Annotated in this window: 2 protein-coding genes; both read right to left on the bottom strand. The window is 73.6% G+C overall.

Features of this window, described 5'->3' with window-relative positions:
- Positions 1–29: 29 nt before the first annotated feature.
- Complete coding sequence (locus FNH04_RS45475; RefSeq protein WP_152792071.1) at positions 30–695, bottom strand: maltokinase N-terminal cap-like domain-containing protein; 666 nt, start codon at positions 693–695, stop codon at positions 30–32.
- A gap of 96 nt (positions 696–791) precedes the next feature.
- A complete protein-coding gene (locus tag FNH04_RS45470; protein WP_152792070.1) occupies positions 792–1,826 on the bottom strand; it encodes a P1 family peptidase in 1,035 nt (344 codons plus the stop codon).
- Positions 1,827–1,914 lie beyond the last annotated feature (88 nt).

The raw sequence follows: 1,914 nt of genomic DNA, 5'->3' as shown, positions 1-1,914 counted from the left end.
GGGTCGGTGGGTCGGTGGGTTCGGTGGGCTCAGGCCCGAAGTCCGGTACTCAGCACGGCGAACAGCCCTCGAGCACGGCTGCCGTCCGGCGACTGCCACGCCCCGCCGACATGACCGACCGCTGCCGGGGAAAGGAGAGGCGCCCCGTCGGGCGCGGGATGCAGGACCCGGTGCAGCCGGAGGATCCGGCCGTCCGTCACGGACACCTCGGTTCCCTCCCCGGTGTCGGCGGCAGCGGTCGCGCCGTCCGTCGGTGTGACGCCCTCGCCGACGTAGGAACGGGTGACCTCCCGGTCGACGCTGTCGCTGATGCTCTGGTCCTGGGCCTGGACCCGGCCCTCGACCAGGGCCAGCAACTGGGCCACCAGCACCGGGTCGTGGCATCCGTCGTAGACCCAGCGCCGCCCCAGCACCGAGTGCTCCATGGTGCCGATCAGGGCGTGCTCCGCCCCGTCGAGCGGAGCGCCGCGATAGGTGAGCGGCACGAGGTACGTGGCCGGGTCGGGGCCGGCGGTGTCGGTGACCACGATGAACTCGATCCCGACCTCCCCTTGAGGGTCGTCCAGCCGGAAGCCGCCCGCCTTGACCGGCTGCGGTTCGCCCGCGCCGCCGCGGTACCACGGTCGGGAGGGCAGCCAGGAGGTGAGCAGTTCCAGCTTGGTCGGCTTGAGGGTTGCCTGATGGATGACGGCCATGCCGAGTTTCTCTCCGTTCGGTGAATCTGTGAATCTGTCGCCGGGGCCCGGACGGCCCCCGTCCAACTGCCCTCCCAACTGCCTTTCCAGCTCGCCTTACAGCGCCCCGTACAACTCCTCGTACGAGGGCCACATTCCGCCGGGACCCTCCACCGACTTCGCCGCCCTGACGGCTCGCACGATCGCGCGCGTCACCACGTCCGCGCCCGCCGCGAGTACCTCGTTGAGGGCGAGGGGGCTGTCCGAGGCCAGCGGGCGGGCGGCGGTGGCCAGGGTGAAGACCGTGTCGCCGTCGTTGAGGAGGTGGACGGGGCGTACGGCGCGGGCGATGCCGTCGTGGGCCGTGCCCGCCAGTTTCTGGGCCTGGGCACGGGTGAGATCGGCGTCGGTGGCCACCACGGCGAGCGTCGTGTTCAGCGGGGGAGAGACGTTCTGGGCCGCGGCCTCCGTGAGCCGCCGCCGCGCTGCCTCGTGGACCTCCGTCGCCGGAGGACTCACCCGTCCCCCTTCCTGGAACAACTCCCCGTACAGCACCCCCGTCTCAGGATGTATCGCCGATCCCGCCGCGTTGGCCACCACGAGCGCGGCCACCGTGATGCCCGAGCCGAGCACGGCGCTCGCGGTGCCGACCCCGCCCTTGAGCTGTCCGACCGTCGCCCCGGTACCGGCGCCCACACATCCCTCCGCGACCGGCGCGCCGGGCCCGCTCGCGGCGGCCGCCTCGACCGCGGCCCGCCCGGTGGCCGCATCGGGCCGGGCCCGGAAGTCGCCGCCACGGCCCAGATCGAAGACGCAGGCCGTGGGCACGACCGGCACGACATGCGCCGGCTCGGGACCCACCCGCACCCCGCGCCCGCGCTCCTCCAGCCAGGCCATCACCCCCGACGCCGAGTCCAGCCCGTACGCACTGCCCCCGGTCAGCACGACCGCCTCGACCCTCCGCACCACGTTCCGCGGATCGAGCGCGTCCGTCTCCTTGGTCCCCGGACCGCCACCGCGTACGTCCACGGCCGCGACCGCGCCGCCCTCGGGGGCGAGCACCACCGTCGTCCCGGTGAGCCGGCCGCCGCCGGTCAGGGTGGCATGCCCGACCCGCAGGCCCGCGACATCTGTCAGAGCGTCGAGTGTCATGGGGCCAGTGTGATGTGCGCCGTGGGCGCCCGTCCTCCGGCCTCGCCACGGCTCGCCCGCCCCCGGAGCCGTACCCTGAACGCATGAC

Origin of the sequence: Streptomyces phyllanthi, from assembly GCF_009377205.1 — a bacterium.
GTDB classification, from domain to species: domain Bacteria; phylum Actinomycetota; class Actinomycetes; order Streptomycetales; family Streptomycetaceae; genus Streptomyces; species Streptomyces phyllanthi.
Note: the sequence above shows the minus strand (reverse complement) of the source record. Positions and strands in the feature narration are given on the sequence as shown.